Genomic DNA, 16591 nt, shown 5'->3' on the forward strand with positions numbered 1-16591 from the left:
TGACCCGATTTTAAACAGTTGACTTGAGCCGTGAGACTTTTAAAAAATGATGCAATAGTTGTTTTTTTATTCAAATTTTTTAGAGAATTATTTCTGATTAACAATAGGTAATCATCAAAACTCAATAAAAAGTCCGAACCTTATCTTGTCCGGTGATCATCATAGCCCATTTCCTTTAATAGAGTCCGGCTTCAAGCTGATCGAAGGGCACAAAACATTCCGTCAGCAATAAAGCAGGCTTTTGGGTAAAAATGAGCTGACCGCGATAAGTAGAGCGATCGATCGCCACCCCAAGAGGACGCTGAATCCCATCGGGATGAACCTCCTTGTACGCTCGATAAAGCAACCTTGCCGCTTTGAGCAAAGTTGGGTCAAGCAACTGCGGGGAGGCGATCGGGGTATCTTCTTGGAGTTGTGGTGCAGCGTACATGAGCGAGCAACCTTAAATCGTAAAGTTTAAATGGATACAGGAAAAAGTTTGGTGCTGGTCATGGTTTGATTGTAGTCTACCTATTCTTAAACTGTGGCGATCGGGCTGACAAAAATATCTATCTCTGGAATGAAAATCATCAAACCTGAGATCCTTATGTCCCCCTTAATGGAGGGTTTCACCCCTCACTTAAACAGCCACTGCGCCGCGTCCAACTCAGCCAAGCTGTGGGTTAATTAATTACGGTATTAGAGAATAAACAACACAGTCCCAACAATTAGCTCATTCATTTAGCGGCACAATTTAAAGGATAAATTTTTTCAGGATAACTGCAACCTGACCATATTTTTCTCCCACCAATCCATCTAATTCGTGATGTTCTATGTCTTCGTTTGCTCCGAGTTTACTGGTCCATTTCCCCGAATCTAATTGTCGGGCAGCATGAGTAGGTCTTCTATTTGAGTCGGCATAGAGTGCTACTTTTTGAAACCCCACCTCTAAAGAACCCGTTTCACAAACCTGATATCCAAAAGATTCAAAAACCTGAATAAATGCTTCTAAACTTTCTTCTCTTTTAACATTGGGCGGCCAATACTGTTGCTCCATTTCATCGGGCCACCACCAGTTAGAGTTATCTTCTAACGCCCAAGCAATACAATTATAATCCGCTGTATCCTGGCTGGTTAGTCTATATCGAGTCGGTAATAAATTGGGATAATCCGCTTCAATCCACCCTCTAACTTGTGTTCTCCAGGCTGAATTACCGATTGGTTCATTCTCTACCATCTGTAACCTTTCTGCTTCCCCCACTCTAGCCAATATCTGATCATCTCCTGAGTCTGACCTCGTTTTTCTAGGGGAACTGGATCTTCTCGACTAATGGCTTTGATTGCCCAGAACCATTGTCCGGAGTTTCGTTCCAGTTCTCGGAGTAACAAGGGGATTACTGCTTTCCCCATGCCAATAATCTGCTGATAGGCAGGATGCATGGATGCTTTATTGGTGGAAGAGATTCCCCTTGTTTCTCTACGCCATTGATGGGCCAATTCTAGGAAAGTCTTTTCTAATTCAGAATTAATCGATTCTAAATTTTTATTTCTGTAGGATTGATAATTTTTGGTCAACCTCCAAGTTTCCTGAGTCCCAGTTTTCCGACTCTTTTCTACATCTTCACTCTCCGCAATCCAGGTTGATTGAAGTCTATTCGGTTTGAAAAGTGAGAGGTGATATTGAACTGGAGATTTTAAAGCCAATAATTTATCTTTTCGATGGTTTTTACAAAAAAAATCTCTCTTTTCGGCTTCGGTTCTAAATTTTTTTATTTTTAACATTTTTACTCTTCTATTTCAAGATAATTAACGTTCGCCCTTTCTATTAATTGTCTAAGAACTTTTGCTTTTTTTTCAGCCCTGTTCAATTGTTCTTGAAGGTGCTTGATATCTATTGAATCTAGGGCTAAAAAAAGTTCTTTTGATTCATCAGCTTGACGATATTCTAACTTTAAAGTATGGATAATAGTAGCACTAGCAGGGCCTTTCTCTATGTCCCTATCAAATATTGGCCTGATATCAGAAATAACTCTTGCCTTGAGAAAGATTCGCTCTTGTTCAAGTATGACGTTAGCGGCTTTAGATAAAACAGCAAGAACCCCCCCCTGCTCCATCACTCTTAATAATCTCTGACTAAAGCGCTGTAATTGAAATTCAGTAAATTTTTGAGAAAACTCTTGAGAGGTTCTTAAAAATTCTAAAAGTGAATCCACGAATTCTTGAGGATAAAAATCAGAATCATTGAATAATAAATACAAAGAAAGAATAAAATCGGTTATTTTTTCAGCCCGTTTTACATCTAATTGGGTGACTTGGTTCGCAACCGCATGGGTTATTTCTTCTATGTTTAATAAAGGAGATATATTGTTGCCCAGAGATTCTACAATCTCCTCTATAACTTCATCTTCTAATTCTACGAGTAGCTTTAAAGCAAAATGATATCTTTCAGGAATCCCTGTTATTTTCATAAAAATTGATTAGGAGGGTAAAGAAGGTTGAATATTTAGGGATTTTTTGTGAAATTTAACTGAGAGGGGTCACGTTTTGCTAAAAATACAAGTGCCTTTCACAGATATTAACATAATTTGAGCGGAGCACAAGACATTAAATGTAGAGTTCCGATCCGGTTTTCAAAGACCTATTTGCTTCTAAAAGAAGCGCTTCTGTGGGGTTCCTCGCTGTAGTCTCACCCTCTGGGTGTCGCGTGCAACAGACAGACGTCCAGTAATCGGATTTTGGATTAATTCTGCCAACAATCAGAACAATCGGATATTTTAAGGGGCCTTGTACTGGGCAGCCGGAGATCGCCACACGCCTTCAGCACCTCACCATCCATCCCATACCACCTACTCGCCCAACGCAAAAAATCCCGGTGAGTCTTGACTCCCGAGAAAAAAGGGTTTTAAAAAATTAATGGGCGATACTGGATTCGAACCAGTGACCCCTTCCGTGTGAAGGAAGTGCGCTACCACTGTGCTAATCGCCCGCACGATTTATTACAATAGCATAGCTTTCCCTAAATGCACAAGCCCTTTACTAAAAAAAATTTGCCCCCGTCCCCAACCTTAATCCCCTTGGGGATATTCGTCCCATAATCGGGAGATTTTGCGCAAACTCTGGAAATCTCCGTTCCCCAAAATCAGATGATCCAGGAGAGGAATTTGTAACAATTGTCCCGCTTGCAATAACTGGCGGGTGAGTTGAATGTCTTCCGGACTGGGTTCTAAACTCCCCGAGGGGTGATTGTGGGAAATAATTGCCCGGGTGGCACCATGTCGCAAGACTTCTCGGAAAATCTCGCGGGGATGAGCAAGGGTTTCTGTTGCAGTGCCAATGGTGAGCAGTTTAGTCCCAATCAGGCGATTTTTCACGTCCAGCAGCAATAGCGCAAATCGTTCTTGGGGTTGCCACATCAGTTCATGGGAGAGGGCCGCTGCTGCTGCCTCGGGACTATCGATTTCTTTGCGTTCGGGGGGCCTGGAATAAAAGGTGCGTTTGCCGAGTTCGATCGCCGCTAAAATTGTGGTGGCTTTTGCTGGTCCTACGCCGGGAATTTCCATGAGTTCCTGGGGTGACATCTCCCGCAGCACTTCCAGGGGGTCCCGCTGATTCTCGCCGAGTTTCTGTAAAATATACTGCCCGAGTCCCACGGCGGACAATTTTCCTGGTCCTTGTCCCGTCCCTAGAAGCATGGCAATGAGTTCGGCAGTTGCCAGACTTTTCGGACCATAGGCCATCAATCGCTCTCGGGGTCGCTCATTGGTGGGGATATCTGCAATTCTGAGGCAATAGGTCATGGGCCAACCCAAAACTCATTTTTCGCGAGTTTATCATAACGCTGAGTCATGAACCAAGCGATCGCCCTGAGGGTTGCCTTTGGTTTCATAACATTTCACAATGGGCGATACTGGATTCGAACCAGTGACATCCTGCTTGTAAGGCAGGCGCTCTACCACTGAGCTAAACGCCCTTTTTTCCCGACGGATCACATCATAACACAGTTTTTGGAAATTTCATGCCATCTGGTCGAACTCATGACGAAATTACTTTGTGGAGCTTACCCTTGGTGGCAGGAGGGACATACGCACAGACCCGCAGCAGCAGTCTGACGCTGATTGTTGCCGGTGGGTTTTTGTTTAGTGGACTGATGTTTGGCCCGGATTTGGATATCTATTCTCAGCAGTTTCAGCGCTGGGGTTGGCTGCGGTGGATCTGGCTGCCTTATCAACACAGTTTACATCATCGCTCATTTTTGTCTCATGGGCCATTGGTAGGGACGGCGTTGCGGATCCTCTATTTAGGGATTTGGATTGGGGCGATCGCCTTTGGAGTGGTCCTCGTGGGGGATTACCTGGGACTGTTTACTTGGAATCCGCCAATGGCATCAGCGGCGATCGGCCAAACCATCAAACAACACCCAATGGAAGGAGTGGCCCTCTTCCTCGGATTAGAACTGGGGGCCATGAGTCATTCCCTCAGTGATTGGATTGGGTCCGCTTACAAGCGATTCAAAAAATACGGATGGTCTGCTATTTTTAATCCAAGCAAAAAACCCCGAACTCCCACCAAAAAGCGCATTAAGCGTCACGCCTCCCGCAACACGCGCCCCCAAAGAGCCTCTACGAAGCATAAATCTTAAGTTTAATCCCGGCTTGAAATATATTGGAGACGATGCCCACAAGAGATACTATCCATAATAGTGTTAAACAAGCCCTCATCAAAGAAGGTTGGCAAATCACCGACGATCCTTATATCATTTCATACGGTGAGCGTTTTTTGTTTGTTGATTTAGCGGCTACGGAATTATCAATCAATGAGGCGGTAACCGGACAATTCATTGGTGCTGAACAGAAAAATCAGCGGATTGCCATCGAAATTAAAGCCTTTCGCAACCCCTCTGCGATCGCCGATTTAGAGCAAGCTATTGGTCAATATATTCTTTATCGGTTGTTACTCCAAGAGGTCGAGCCAGACCGGATAATTTATTTAGCGATTCCCGAGATAACTTACTTAGATATATTTAGGGAAACAATGGGTGAGTTAGTGATCTCTAAACTTTCTCTCAAATCAATTATTGTAGATATCCAAGAAGCAGAGGTAAAACAATGGATACCAGCCAGACTTATCGAGACATTGTAAAACAGGTAATTCTAGGTTACGCTCAATTAAAGCCCTCTCACGGAGACATCCGATTAGATCCGGTTTTTGATGAAACTAGAGACCGCTATGCGCTCATGCAAGTCGGGTGGGATAGAGGCCGTCGAGTGAGAGGCAATTTAATTTATGTGGTCTTACAAGATGGTTGTGTTTATATTGAATATGATGGAATGGAACGCAGTATTACCGAAGATTTAATGAATCAAGGTATTCCCCAAAATAAAATTGTTTTAGCCTTTTTGTCCGATACTGAAAAAGTGCTAGTTGGCTAAATTTGTTAATTTTTTGGTATAGAAGTCTCCTGTAGTAACCCAGGTATCACCCTAAATGTCAAATCCTGAATTTGTCAACTCAACCCCTTCTCATTCTGCCGCCTTACCTGCCTTGGAAAAGTTAATCCAGGTGGTGGCACAGTTGCGATCGCCTGAAGGCGGATGTCCCTGGGATTTAGCCCAAACTCCTGAAAGTTTAATCCCTTACATTATAGAAGAAGCATACGAAGTGGTTGATGCCATTAAAAGTGGTGATAAAGAAGCCATTGCGGAAGAACTCGGCGATTTATTATTACAAGTTGTTTTGCAATCCCAAATAGCAAGTGAATTTAACCAGTTTAATCTAACTGAAGTCGCTGAGGGAATTGCGGAAAAACTGATTCGCCGACATCCTCATGTTTTTGGTGATATTGAAGTAAGTAGCGTTGAGGAAGTCCGGACTAATTGGGAGCAAATCAAGGCCGAAGAAAAAGGAGAAACTGCATCGAATGTTAAACCTTTAAGTGAAAAATTGAGTCGATATGCTCGGACTTCACCGCCTTTAATGGCGGGAATGAAGATTTCCCAAAAAGCCGCTGCTGTAGGGTTTGAATGGGATAATATTGAGGGAGTTTGGGAGAAATTTGAGGAAGAATTAGGGGAATTTCGTTATGCGATCGCCCATGAAGATAAAGCACGCCAACAAGCAGAACTAGGGGATTTATTATTTGTGGTGATTAATCTCGCTCGCTGGTATGATTTAGACCCATCGGAGGGGTTGTTAGAGACCAATCATCGATTTGTCCAGAGATTTTCTAAACTGGAAGCCGCTTGCGATCGGCCTTTGTCTGAATATAGTATTGAAGAATTAGAAGAAGTTTGGCAACGCATTAAAGTGCTTTTGGCAAAACAAAAGCAAGGGTGAGGATGAGTAGTATGGGGAGGATAGGGAAGGATGTTAAAGGTTACAACTTCAGTCGTTTCTCCTCCATGTTCGTAGTAACAACTGAAGTCGTTTCTTCTCCCCCATCTCCCGTCTATCTCCCGTCTCTCCCCCATCCTCCCCATCTCCCGTCTCTCCCCCATCCTCCCCATCTCCCGTCTCTCCCCCATCCTCCCCATCTCCCATGCTAAAATCGGGCCTAGATATTTCAGGAAAAGTTGATGGTTAATACCACTGAGAATGCACCGACAGAGATTGCAGCGGGTTTTCATGCCTTTTCTGACCCGTTGCGGATTTCAATTTTGGAATTGCTGCGCGATCGCGAGTTGTGTGTCTGTGAACTGTGCGAAATTCTCGCGGTGAGCCAATCTAAGCTGTCGTTTCACCTCAAAACCCTCAAGGAAGCAGCTTTAGTTCGTTCTCGCCAAGAAGGTCGCTGGATCTACTACAGTCTGAATATTCCTCAGTTTGCTTGCCTCGAACAGTACCTGGCGGAGTACCGTCGGTTTAGTCCTATTCTCCCAGCAAGGCCCTGTAATGGAGATTCCTGAATTTCACCTTTACTAAAATTTAACCTAACTCATCAAGTTTTATTGATATATTCACCCTATACCCCGTAATTGTTTTTGGGGAAAGGGTTATGAACGCAACAGCACAGCGGGTTTTGAGCAGCGTAAAACAGTGGGCGGCGATCGCTGGAGTAGCGGCCCTGTTGACATCCTGCCAAAGCAGCAATTCTCAAGTCTTACAACCCATCATCATGGATGGGTCTTCTACGGTCTATCCGATTACCCAGGCGATCGCCGACTCCTATCGAGAAACCCATCCCAATCCGGCAGAAGTGACCGTTGAATTCTCCGGGACTGGGGGTGGTTTTCGCAAATTCTGTGCCGGAGAAACCACCATTAATAACGCTTCACGACCGATTAGCCTAGAAGAGATGGCCGCCTGTCGAGACTCTGGCGTTCCCTATATCGAATTACCGATCGCCTTTGATGCCATTACCCTGGTCGTTCACCCCGATAATACCTGGGTCGATCGCCTTACGGTGGAGGAGTTAAAGAAAATTTGGGAACCCAAGGCGCAAGGGAGAATTGTCAAATGGAATCAGGTGAGGTCCTCTTGGCCTGATCGCCCCTTGACCTTATTCGGTCCAGGTCAAGACTCTGGGACTTTTGACTATTTCACTGAGGCAGTCGTGGGGGAAACCGATGCAAGTCGCAATGACTATACCGCCAGTGAGGATGATGATGCGCTGGTTGAGGGCGTGCGTCGGGACCCCAATGCCCTGGGTTATTTCGGCTATGCCTACTATGAAGCCCACCGGGACGGACTCAAGGCGATCGCCCTCGACGGGGGCACAGGTCCAATTATGCCCTCTCGCGAAACCGTGGAAAGTGCCCAATATCAGCCCCTTTCCCGTCCCCTGTTTATTTATGTCAATGCCGACGCCGCCCAGAAAAATCCTGCACTTCAGGCTTTTGTCGAATTTTACCTAGAGAAAGCACCCGAAATTATCCCCACAGTCGGCTATATCCCCTTACCAGAAGAAGGCTACCGTTTGGCTTACATCCATTTTCACCGACACAAAGTCGGCACAGTCTTTGAAGGCAAAGCTGCTTTTGATTTAACCATCGGCGAATTGCTGACCAAACAAGCCAAGTTTTAGGTCCCCCGGGCTCATATCAAGTTTTGTTGAAATAAATTGACTCATCAACTTTTATTGATGTATGATTTAGAGCGATAGAGCTTGTAAGGACGAGGGCAATTGTCATGAATGAGGCAAACGAGCAGTTGAGGCAGCCGGTAAAAGCCGGTGGGAAACTGAGTGTTTTTGAGCGATACCTGACCCTGTGGGTCTTTTTGTGCATCATTGCCGGGATTGTTCTGGGAAAACTGTTTCCCGGGGTGGCAGTTACCCTCGATGCCATGAGTATCTATCAGGTGTCCATTCCGATCGCCATCTGCCTATTTTTCATGATGTATCCGATCATGGTGAAAATCGATTTCACCCAGGCAGCCAATGCAATGAGAGCACCGAAACCTGTGCTGTTGACCTTAGTTGTGAATTGGTTAATTAAACCCTTCACAATGGTGGCTTTTGCTCAATTTTTCTTGGGTTGGTTATTTCGTCCCTTGATTGTGGGTACAGAAATTATTAACAACGAGACCATTGACATTGCCAGTTCTTACATTGCCGGAACCATCTTATTAGGAATTGCCCCTTGTACGGCGATGGTGTTGATGTGGGGATATCTCTCCTTTAGCAATCAGGGACATACCTTGGTGATGGTGGCAATCAACTCCCTGGCAATGCTATTTTTGTATGCGCCTCTGGGGAGATGGTTGCTGGCAGCGAATGATTTAACCGTTCCCTGGCAAACCATTGTGTTATCGGTGCTCATTTATGTGGGATTACCTTTGGTGGCGGGGATGTACAGCCGATATTGGATTTTCAAAAATAAAGGCCGTCAGTGGTTTGAACGGAAATTTTTGAAATATTTGACGCCGATTTCGATTACAGCCTTGCTGATTACGTTGGTGTTGCTATTTTCGTTCAAGGGAGATTTAATTGTTAACAATCCCCTACATATTCTCTTGATTGCGGTTCCCCTGTTCATTCAAACCAATTTTATTTTTTTAATCAGTTATGTGGCAGCCTTAAAACTGAATATTTCTTACGAAGATGCGGCTCCCGCTGCTTTAATTGGGGCCAGTAATCATTTTGAAGTTGCGATCGCCACGGCGGTGATGCTGTTTGGCTTAAATTCTGGTGCCGCACTCGCAACGGTAGTCGGGGTTTTAATCGAAGTGCCAGTCATGTTAATGCTCGTAGAGGTTTGTAAGAAGACGGCGAACTGGTTTCCCCGAGAACCCGAGAAGGCGACGTTACGAGATCCCCGTTGTTTTCCCAGTTTCAAGTAAACCCGGTGGGGAAAAGTTTTCCACACATTGTCCACATTAATTTAGGAGAAAAAAGTCATCATGAAAAAAGTAATGTTTGTTTGTAAGCGCAATTCCTGCCGATCGCAAATGGCGGAAGGATTTGCTAAAACCTTGGGTGAGGGAAAAATTGAAGTCACCAGTTCTGGTTTAGAATCCAGTCGAGTCCATCCAACGGCGGTGGAGGTGATGGAAGAAATCGGGGTAGATATTACGAATCAAACCTCGGATCCGTTGAGTGATTTTCAGGCAGAGGATTATGATGCGGTGATTTCCCTGTGTGGTTGTGGGGTGAATTTACCCGAAGCGTGGGTATTGCGAGAGGTGTTTGAGGATTGGGAATTGGAAGATCCGGATGGGAAATCTTTGGAAACCTTTCGGACAGTGCGGGATGAGATTAAAGCGCGGGTGAGCAAACTGATAGAGGCGATCGCCACTGAAGTTCCCGTATAAGGCGAGGATCTGGGGAGAGTTCTGATGTTTTGATAGCCCTCCCCGGGATTAGTGGAGGGGGCTAAAGTCAATGTTATGCTGAATCCGATTATCCTGGCCCCTCTGATGCATTAATTGATCCAATTTGTTGTCAAATTGGCTACCGTTTACAACTTCCAAACCCCTTTGGACAAAGTAATGAGCTAGAATTGCAAGGATCGGGGCAAAACTTTAAGGCAGAGACTTTAACGCCTATTAACCCAATCTTTACCCTAAAGAGGTATTCTGCAATCGTTATCGTCACACAAACACCGAAACTTAAACCTACCCATTCCGATCATGCGTTTACCCAATCCCATTAAACCGGCTCAAATAGCGTTTTCCCTGTCTGTTCTTGCACTGACCTTGGGGATCGGGGCTTGCCAGGGACCCGCTGCGAACAACACCACAACTCCCGAAGGCAATACAGCCTCTCCCGAGGGTAATGCAGCCTCTGAAGGGGGCAATACCGCCTCGGAAGGGACCGGCAAACTCGCCTTAACTCAAACCGTTAACTTAACAGGTGCGGGCGCGACTTTTCCCGCGCCGATTTACCAACGGTGGTTTCAGGAATTTAATCAAAAAACTCCCCAGGTTCGTACGAATTATCAATCCGTTGGTAGCGGTGCAGGCGTTCAGCAGTTTTCGTCAGGCACTGTAGATTTTGGGGCCAGCGACGTAGCGATGACCGATGAAGAGATCAAAGCGATGAACCAAGAGGTTCTAATGCTACCGATGACCGCCGGTGGCATCGTCTTGGCTTATAATTTACCCGGAGTGGAAAGCGGGCTGAAACTTCCTCGGGAGGTTTATGTGGATATTTTATTGGGAGAGATTACCCAATGGAATGACCCGCGCATCGCGGAAGCGAATCCTGGGGTGACTTTACCGGATCAAGCGATCGCCGTAGTTTATCGTTCTGATGGAAGTGGCACTACAGGAGTGTTTACCCAACATCTCTCCGCGATTAGTGAAAAGTGGAAAGAGCAGGTTGGTGAAGGGAAAACCGTAGAATGGCCGACGGGAATTGGCGGAAAAGGGAACGAAGGCGTGACCGCTTCGATTCAACAAACTGTAGGTGCGATCGGCTATGTTGAGTATGGCTACGCCAAAAACAACAATATCTCGATGGCCGCTTTACAAAATAAATCCGGCAACTTTGTTTCTCCAAGTGATGAGGCGGCGAGTAAAACCCTAGCAGCGGTAGAACTTCCCGATAATCTACGGGCTTTCATTGCCGACCCCGAAGGACCGGATTCTTATCCGATTGTTAGTTATACTTGGCTGCTGGCTTACCAACAGTATTCCGATCCCCAAAAAGCTCAAGCTTTAGAAGCGGTGATTGAGTACGGGCTGAATGAAGGACAAAAACTGGCCCCCGACTTAGGCTACATTCCGCTTCCGGTGAATGTCAGGCAGAAAGTGGCCGAGAAAGCGGATGTGATTAGCGCTGAGTATGACATTGAAGTGAGCGAATAGCCGTCCGGTTTTTGGATTTAAGGAGATAGCAAGCGGATTGGACTGCTTGCTATCGTTCTAGCCTGCTATTTTTCTATAATCAAAAGCGATAGAGTAAAGCGCTTAATTTATTTTAAGTTAATGAGTAAACCAGCTGAAAGTATGGATATGGGCCAGGCCCGAGCGATTCAACCTCGGCAAGAACAAGAGCGCGTGATGGATACCGGGTTTTTCTGGATCACGCGCCTTTTTGCATTTGCGATCGCCGGGATTTTGGTTTGGATAGCGATCCAGATGGCGAGGGACGCCATACCTGCGATGCAAGCCTTTGGTTTGAATTTTTTCACCTCCAGTTCCTGGAATGCGGTTCGGGATCAGTATGGGGTCTGGCCGATGATTTATGGGACCCTGGTCTCGTCAGCCCTCGGTTTACTGTTTGCCGTTCCCCTAGGAGTGGGGACGGCGATCTTTTTGAGTGAAAATTTTCTCCCCAAATCAGTCCAGACTGTTCTGGTGTTTATGGTGGAATTGTTAGCCGCCATTCCGAGTGTGGTTTATGGATTATGGGGAATTTTTGTCCTAATTCCCTTCTTGCAACCGATTGGGATTTTTTTGCATAAGACTTTGGGCTTTTTGCCGATTTTTTCCACCAGTCCAGTGGGACCGGGGATGTTGCCCGCCGGGATCATTTTAACGATTATGATTTTGCCGATTATTACGGCAATCTCTCGCGACTCCTTGGCATCTCTCCCCCCAGAATTGCGGCAGGCATCCCTAGGTTTAGGGGCGACACGCTGGGAAACAATTATTCGGGTTTTAATTCCAGCGGCATTTTCTGGAATTGTGGGCGGGATTATGTTGGGATTGGGCCGCGCGATGGGAGAAACGATGGCCGTTACCATGATTATTGGGAATTCTAACGATCTAAAATTCTCTCTGCTGGCTCCAGCAAATACGATCGCCTCCCTGTTAGCGAATCAGTTTGCAGAAGCTTCCGGCTTGCAAGTTTCAGCTTTGATGTATGCAGGTTTGGTTCTATTTCTGCTCACCTTAGTGGTGAATATTTGTGCTGAGTTAATTGTTCGGAAAGTCAAGAAGTTTTAGTTATTCGCTATTACCCTCGCAGTTGTTTAGGGGTACAATACCCAGTCTGATATGTCACAGCCTTTTTCAAATCCCAACGACGATTTTTACAACGCGACCCCACATGGGGAGCAGCTCATGCGGAACTATAAAACGCCGCGATCGCTGTTTGTCTGGGTGATGACCCTGTTATCCGGTGCTTGTTTAGTAATCACCCTGATCCCATTATTTGCGGTGATGATTTATGTCACCATTAAAGGGTTTAACCGCCTGAATTTGGACTTGTTTACTCAACTGCCGCCTTCTGCGGGGATGGAAGGGGGCGGGATTGCTAATGCGATCGCCGGAACTCTGATTATGGTGGGGATCGCGGCTGCCATTAGCGTGCCCATTGGGGTCTTTGGGGCGGTTTACTTGTCCGAGTTTAGTTCGATTCAAGTCGCCCGGTGGATCCGCTTTGCCACCAATGTCCTGAGTGGGGTTCCTTCGATTATTGTCGGAATTTTTGCCTACGGTATCATTGTATTAACGACCAAACAGTTCTCGGCTCTTGCCGGGGGTGTGGCCCTCTCGGTTCTGATGTTACCGATTGTGGTGCGAACCACCGATGAAGCCCTGCAAATCGTTCCCCCTGATGTGCGATGGGCGTCAGTGGGGGTGGGAGCCTCCAACTATCAAACCGTCTTGAGGGTGGTTTTACCGGCGGCCTTACCTGCTATTATCACAGGATTAACCCTGGCGATCGCCCGGGCTGCTGGAGAAACAGCTCCTTTAATTTTCACGGCTCTCTTTACCTTTTTCTGGCCCCAAGGCTTGTTTGAACCAGCCCCCTCTTTGGCGGTGTTGGTTTATAACTTTGCCTCGGTTCCCTATGCCAGTCAACAAGAACTGGCTTGGGCTGCCTCATTGATTTTAGTGTTGTTGGTTCTACTCACAAGCATTTTGGCTCGCTGGGCCACTCGGAAAAGCATTTATTAAGAACAATGCTTTCTGTTGAAAATGCCACCGGCGAAATTTAAAGTTCTTAATGATCTTAAACTTTCAGAAAACTGTATGATAAGATACAGCGCTCTGCTTGAGAGTAGGATTGTTGAAGTTTAATTTTTTTCCAGTGTAGAACGATCAACCAAGCAGTTGTGACCGTTGCGATCGCACGGCCTTCTCAAAATTTTACTTCCGATCTGCTGCAACTCTGGTTAGAAGAGGTGAGCGGTTGGGGTTCGGTAGTTTGTCAACCCTAGGCTGTTGGCGCTCGATCGCATAAAAGTGGGAAACACAACTGCACTCAAGTTGAAATATCTAGTAAAAGTCAAGGTGGATTTTTATGCCTTTCGATCGGCAAATAGCCAATCATCAGTACCAAACTGAACCCCAAACAGAAGCAATTCTGCGAACGGAAAATCTCAACGTTTATTACGGAGAAACACTGGCCCTCAAAGGGGTGAACTTGAATATCCCGAAAAAACAAATTACCGGATTTATTGGACCATCGGGATGTGGGAAAAGTACCTTACTCCGCTGCTTCAACCGTCTCAACGATTTGATTAGTGGATTCCGGATTCAAGGAAAATGTTCCTACTACAACCAAGACCTCTATGATAAAAAAATTGATCCCGTAGAGGTCCGGCGGCGGATTGGGATGGTGTTCCAGAAACCGAATCCTTTCCCCAAATCTATTTATGACAATATCGCTTATGGAGCGCGAGTCAATCGGTATAAAGGTGATCTGGATGAATTAGTTGAAACTTCATTGCGTCGCGCCGCTTTATGGGATGAAGTGAAAGATAAATTAAAATCCAATGGTTTATCTTTATCCGGCGGTCAACAGCAACGGTTATGTATCGCCCGGGCGATCGCCATTAATCCCGAAATCGTTCTCATGGACGAGCCCTGCGCCTCCCTCGACCCCATCTCAACGATGAAAGTCGAAGAGTTAATGCAGGAACTCAAAGAAAACTACACCATTGTTATCGTTACCCACAATATGCAGCAAGCCTCACGGTCTTGCGATTATACGGCGTTTTTCAATGCCCAAGCCACCGAAGATGGGAAGCGCTTTGGCTATCTCGTTGAGTATGATAAAACGGAAAATATTTTCCAAAATCCCCGGCAAGAAGCAACCCTGGAGTATGTGAGCGGACGATTCGGTTAAAGGGCCGAGTTCTGAATCGTTAAATGGGGATTTTGGACTGAATCATTCATGATTTACCCACCCCAGGCGATCGCTGAGTTCGACCTCCGGTAAGGGTTCGAGTATAAAAGCTCGTACCGCTCCATCTCTCCTTGACCCATCTTTAAAAAGGTCAGGAGTTTTTTATCGTTATTTTTCCCTGAATAGGGAGGTCTGATGGAGGGGGATTTGATGTCTAACCCTGCATCCCGAATCAGGATCTATCTCAATTGTGGAATGTCTCCGAAATAGGGGCAGTACATGACCTGCCCCTACAAAATTACCGCTTAGAGCGTTCATGAAGATGAATTTGAGGAGGTTGAGATTTCCTTAAACACATATCCAAACATTCCACAACTTCCACCAAGTTCATGTAAGCATCAGCTGCTTCCACTAAATTGTTGATATTCTGCTTGCTGGCATCGTCCATATCATCGCTCAAGGGTTTATGAATTAACCGGCGATCGAGGGGAAATTGGAGACGAGCATAACGAGATTTATCTCCAATCACATAATCCGTGATATAATGGTAAACCTCGCAAGGTGCATCGGTCATCACTTTAACCACGCGCCCGCCCCAAATCCATTGCAGAGTACCCCAAGAGCGCGCTTGTTCCCAGGGAATCACCCGAGTTGCTGCCCCCGTCCCAATGGAAATCACTTCTAAATCTTCCAAGCGATGACCCAGGCGGATGGCTTCAGCGACGGCGCAAGCCGTGGGATTATTTGCCGCTAAACCCCCATCGATCGCCGACATCACCTCTCCATCAATAACTAATCGGTGTGCGGGAAAGAAGGTGGGAGCAGAAGCTGAACAGAGGCAAGCTTCCCAGACTGGAACGTTAGCAAATTTGTCTTTCCAGCTTTTAAAAATGATGGGCGATCGGCTGATGGTATCGTAGCTGGTAATTAAGAGCTTGGCGGCGTTAATATCACCCAAGCGCTTCTCACCCAATAAATCTTTGAGCATTCGGATTAGTCCGGCTTCCGAGAACTTCGGTGCCGAAGGGCCATACTTTAAAACTAAGGGCAATCGTTTGAGGGTCCACCGGCTCTTGTAGGGAAAGACTTTTTTAGACTTTTTCCGGTAAAGTTGGACAATTTCCTCGCAGGGAATTCCCATCGCGATCGCAGCACCCACCATTGATCCGGTGGAAGTTCCCGCAATTAAATCAAAATACTCTCTTAAGGGCAACTCCAGTCGTTCTTCAATGCGTTGTAACATTCGCGCCGCTAATACACCACGAATTCCGCCACCATCGATGCTCAGTATCCGATAAGTCATCGTAACTACTCCTGATATTTGAATTGGGGATAAGGGGTAAAAGGGTTAAGAGATTTTACCCCGTCTCGGTGGGGTTTCCTCGTCTCATGTTCCTTAGCTGATGATTCTGTTCCTTCGTCCTAATAGTCACTGTACTAACTTTGCAGAAGAAATCCGGAAGATTTCCGGATTCGGTCCCCTAAAAGTTGGGGAGAATTTTCGCAGTTGCAGACCCTCCCCCCGATCGCATTGGAACCCCGAATCCTAAGCTGTAACCCTTGCTCTAGGGGATTTTTTATGGTAAGACCAGACAGGGGTTATCCTCTGTGGGGGTCTGTTTTTGGGAAGAACCCTTCACAACCTGATTTTTTGTTATTTCAGTGGTCATTTTAGGAGTGTGCTGTGGAATCCTTTCAACCTTGGTTATCTTATGTGGGAATCGGAGTCGGTGTAATCCTGGGCGGAATCGTCCTCATTTGGATTAGCGTTTCCCTCATTATTTTTGCCAAAACCAAAGGGTTACCCCAGGCGATCGGTGCGTTTTTTGCCCAAATTGCTCAAGGGGATATCAATGGGGCCTATCAGTCCACCAGCGATCGCTTTAAAAGCAAAACCTCTAAACAACAATTTGCTAAATTCATCAAAACCCACAAACTGAATCAGTATCAGCGAACCACCATGTCCATTCCTACGACGGAGGGAGAGGTTCACTGTTTGGATGTCACCGTAATTTCTAAAACAGGGCGGGAAGTTCCCGTCCAAATGAAACTGGTTAAACGAGATAAAGTTTGGACCGTTGATGATTTAACCTATCACTATAATAGCCCTCAAAAAGCGCCTGCTGCTGCCAAGAAATAATCGGATTCACGCCA

The 16591-nt window shown here is 45.9% G+C and carries 19 protein-coding genes and 2 tRNA genes; 13 read left to right on the forward strand and 8 right to left on the reverse strand.

Translation table 11 applies throughout. The annotated features are described in order from the left end of the window. Positions 1 to 175: 175 nt before the first annotated feature. The 7 genes from NG796_RS19495 to NG796_RS19525 all read right to left on the reverse strand — a co-directional run bounded on the left by NG796_RS19495 (position 176) and on the right by NG796_RS19525 (position 3949). Entirely contained in the window at positions 176 to 430 is a 255-nt protein-coding gene (locus NG796_RS19495; RefSeq protein ID WP_261208563.1) for a hypothetical protein, read from the reverse strand. A 303-nt stretch (positions 431 to 733) separates the two neighbouring features. Next, positions 734 to 1216 (reverse strand): hypothetical protein, encoded by a 483-nt coding sequence (locus NG796_RS19500; protein ID WP_261208564.1) that lies wholly within the window; start codon positions 1214 to 1216, stop codon positions 734 to 736. After that, positions 1210 to 1554 carry a hypothetical protein gene (locus NG796_RS19505; RefSeq protein ID WP_261208565.1) on the reverse strand — a complete coding sequence of 115 codons (345 nt, stop codon included), beginning with the start codon at positions 1552 to 1554 and terminating at the stop codon, positions 1210 to 1212. The genes NG796_RS19500 and NG796_RS19505 overlap by 7 nt, the downstream gene beginning before the upstream one ends. 209 nt (positions 1555 to 1763) lie before the next feature. Further along, the gene (locus NG796_RS19510) at positions 1764 to 2447 is read right to left on the reverse strand and encodes a hypothetical protein (protein ID WP_261208566.1); all 684 of its coding nucleotides are present in this window, start codon (positions 2445 to 2447) and stop codon (positions 1764 to 1766) included. A 446-nt stretch (positions 2448 to 2893) separates the two neighbouring features. Beyond that, positions 2894 to 2965: transfer RNA gene (locus NG796_RS19515), tRNA-Val, on the reverse strand. 79 nt (positions 2966 to 3044) lie between these two features. After that, complete coding sequence (gene radC, locus NG796_RS19520) at positions 3045 to 3776, reverse strand: RadC family protein (protein ID WP_261208567.1); 732 nt, start codon at positions 3774 to 3776, stop codon at positions 3045 to 3047. A gap of 101 nt (positions 3777 to 3877) precedes the next feature. After that, positions 3878 to 3949: transfer RNA gene (locus NG796_RS19525), tRNA-Val, on the reverse strand. Positions 3950 to 3994: 45 nt separating this feature from the next. On the opposite strand from NG796_RS19525, the gene NG796_RS19530 reads away from it, so the two are divergent. The 12 genes from NG796_RS19530 (at position 3995) to pstB (ending at position 14437) form a co-directional block, all read left to right on the forward strand. Next, positions 3995 to 4618 carry a metal-binding protein gene (locus NG796_RS19530; RefSeq protein WP_261208568.1) on the forward strand — a complete coding sequence of 208 codons (624 nt, stop codon included), beginning with the start codon at positions 3995 to 3997 and terminating at the stop codon, positions 4616 to 4618. A gap of 32 nt (positions 4619 to 4650) precedes the next feature. Beyond that, complete coding sequence (locus tag NG796_RS19535) at positions 4651 to 5118, forward strand: XisH family protein (RefSeq protein ID WP_261208569.1); 468 nt, start codon at positions 4651 to 4653, stop codon at positions 5116 to 5118. Further along, on the forward strand, positions 5085 to 5408 hold the full coding sequence (locus tag NG796_RS19540) for a XisI protein (RefSeq protein WP_261208571.1): 324 nt from the start codon (positions 5085 to 5087) through the stop codon (positions 5406 to 5408). Before NG796_RS19535 ends, NG796_RS19540 begins: the two co-directional genes overlap by 34 nt. A gap of 55 nt (positions 5409 to 5463) precedes the next feature. Continuing rightward, positions 5464 to 6312: a nucleoside triphosphate pyrophosphohydrolase gene (mazG, locus tag NG796_RS19545; RefSeq protein WP_261208572.1), complete on the forward strand. Its 849-nt coding sequence runs from the start codon at positions 5464 to 5466 to the stop codon at positions 6310 to 6312. Between the two features lie 239 nt (positions 6313 to 6551). Then, positions 6552 to 6881, forward strand: coding sequence for an ArsR/SmtB family transcription factor (locus NG796_RS19550; protein WP_261208573.1), 330 nt, complete (start codon positions 6552 to 6554; stop codon positions 6879 to 6881). A gap of 89 nt (positions 6882 to 6970) precedes the next feature. Continuing rightward, on the forward strand, positions 6971 to 7999 hold the full coding sequence (locus NG796_RS19555) for a PstS family phosphate ABC transporter substrate-binding protein (RefSeq protein WP_261208574.1): 1029 nt from the start codon (positions 6971 to 6973) through the stop codon (positions 7997 to 7999). 104 nt (positions 8000 to 8103) lie between these two features. Next, positions 8104 to 9255 carry an ACR3 family arsenite efflux transporter gene (gene arsB, locus NG796_RS19560; protein WP_261208575.1) on the forward strand — a complete coding sequence of 384 codons (1152 nt, stop codon included), beginning with the start codon at positions 8104 to 8106 and terminating at the stop codon, positions 9253 to 9255. Positions 9256 to 9315: 60 nt separating this feature from the next. Beyond that, positions 9316 to 9726, forward strand: coding sequence for an arsenate reductase, glutathione/glutaredoxin type (arsC, locus tag NG796_RS19565; RefSeq protein WP_261208576.1), 411 nt, complete (start codon positions 9316 to 9318; stop codon positions 9724 to 9726). A 318-nt stretch (positions 9727 to 10044) separates the two neighbouring features. Next, entirely contained in the window at positions 10045 to 11223 is a 1179-nt protein-coding gene (pstS, locus tag NG796_RS19570) for a phosphate ABC transporter substrate-binding protein PstS (RefSeq protein ID WP_261208577.1), read from the forward strand. A 120-nt stretch (positions 11224 to 11343) separates the two neighbouring features. Continuing rightward, on the forward strand, positions 11344 to 12306 hold the full coding sequence (gene pstC / locus NG796_RS19575) for a phosphate ABC transporter permease subunit PstC (protein WP_261208578.1): 963 nt from the start codon (positions 11344 to 11346) through the stop codon (positions 12304 to 12306). A gap of 117 nt (positions 12307 to 12423) precedes the next feature. Beyond that, entirely contained in the window at positions 12424 to 13263 is an 840-nt protein-coding gene (gene pstA / locus NG796_RS19580; protein WP_261208579.1) for a phosphate ABC transporter permease PstA, read from the forward strand. 346 nt (positions 13264 to 13609) lie between these two features. After that, entirely contained in the window at positions 13610 to 14437 is an 828-nt protein-coding gene (pstB, locus tag NG796_RS19585) for a phosphate ABC transporter ATP-binding protein PstB (RefSeq protein WP_261208580.1), read from the forward strand. A 298-nt stretch (positions 14438 to 14735) separates the two neighbouring features. Here pstB and NG796_RS19590 read toward each other — a convergent pair whose 3' ends face one another. Continuing rightward, the gene (locus NG796_RS19590; protein WP_261208581.1) at positions 14736 to 15740 is read right to left on the reverse strand and encodes a patatin-like phospholipase family protein; all 1005 of its coding nucleotides are present in this window, start codon (positions 15738 to 15740) and stop codon (positions 14736 to 14738) included. A gap of 381 nt (positions 15741 to 16121) precedes the next feature. Here NG796_RS19590 and NG796_RS19595 point away from each other — a divergent pair, with 381 nt between their 5' ends. Next, on the forward strand, positions 16122 to 16577 hold the full coding sequence (locus NG796_RS19595; RefSeq protein WP_261208582.1) for a hypothetical protein: 456 nt from the start codon (positions 16122 to 16124) through the stop codon (positions 16575 to 16577). Positions 16578 to 16591 lie beyond the last annotated feature (14 nt).

Source organism: Laspinema sp. D2d, from assembly GCF_025370755.1.
GTDB lineage: Bacteria > Cyanobacteriota > Cyanobacteriia > Cyanobacteriales > Laspinemataceae > Laspinema.